Genomic DNA, 1110 nt, shown 5'->3' on the forward strand with positions numbered 1-1110 from the left:
GTATCACTGAGCATTTAGGAATCCAGGATAAGGATCGAGTAAAAAAATGGATGCGGAAATACAAACAACTTGGGGAGTTCGGTCTTTTGGATCAGCGTGGACGACGTCCAGAGTACATCGATCAAGATCGACATGTGAAAAAATTGAAACGGGAGAACGAAATTCTAAAAAAGTGTTTGGAAATCTGGATGCGGGAGGTGTAAGAAAAAAGTATCGTGTGATGGAGAATGTGGCAGCATTGTACCCGATTACCGAACTCTCCAAACTTCTTGGTGTATCGAGGAGTGGGTATTATCGATATCTTGCACAGAAGGAGTGGGATAGAGACGGAGAACTGAAACAGCAGATTCAAACCATCTATGATGAACGAAAAGGAATATATGGGTATCGAAGAATTCAAGCGGAACTCCTTCGTCAATACGGCAAGGTTGTGAATCATAAGAAGGTGTTACGGCTCATGCAAATTCTTGGGCTGAAAGCCATTATTCGTGGCAAACGAGCGTATCGGAGCACGTATCGAGCGGCTGAATCAGATGGTCGTGTTGCCGAAAATTTGTTGAAGCGTGACTTCACAGCCGAGAAACCGAACCAGAAGTGGGTCACCGATGTTACCCAGTTTCGTGTAGGAGATCAACGTATCTTCTTATCTACGATTAAAGACTTGTTTCACAACGAAATCGTGGCGCACCATGTGAGCTTACACAATGACAATGTCCTTGTCCTAGAGACGTTTCGGAAAGCATTTGAAAAGCATAAGGACGTGACTGGACTGATCGTACACAGCGATCAAGGCTTCCAGTACACGTCCCATGCATACCACGACATGCTGCAAAAGGTTGGCGCCCGAATCAGCATGTCCCGAAGGGGCAATTGTTTAGACAATTCCCCTATGGAGAGTTTCTTCTCGCACTTAAAGGCAGAAGCTCTCTATCCTTATGATATTCGAAGTTTGGATGAGGCGCAAAGACGAATTGAGGAGTACATTCGTTTTTACAATGAGGAGCGTTTGCAAATCAAATTAAATAAGCTGACGCCAGTCGAGTACAGGCGTCAGCATGCGGCCTAACGGCCGGGGGTTTTTTAAGTGTCTACAAAATGGGGTCTTGACCA

Annotated in this window: 2 protein-coding genes; both read left to right on the top strand. The window is 45.1% G+C overall.

What is annotated here, in order from left to right; translation table 11 throughout:
* Positions 1–203: helix-turn-helix domain-containing protein (locus KDN35_RS20040; RefSeq protein WP_249179219.1), on the top strand; the 203-nt coding region annotated here is incomplete at its 5' end.
* Positions 173–1066, top strand: a complete 894-nt coding sequence (locus KDN35_RS19770; protein WP_349291008.1) for an IS3 family transposase — start codon at positions 173–175, stop codon at positions 1064–1066. The genes KDN35_RS20040 and KDN35_RS19770, both read left to right, overlap by 31 nt.
* The last annotated feature ends 44 nt before the right edge of the window (positions 1067–1110 follow it).

Origin of the sequence: Brevibacillus sp. NL20B1 (assembly GCF_018195675.1) — a bacterium.
Lineage (GTDB): Bacteria > Bacillota > Bacilli > Brevibacillales > Brevibacillaceae > Brevibacillus > Brevibacillus aydinogluensis.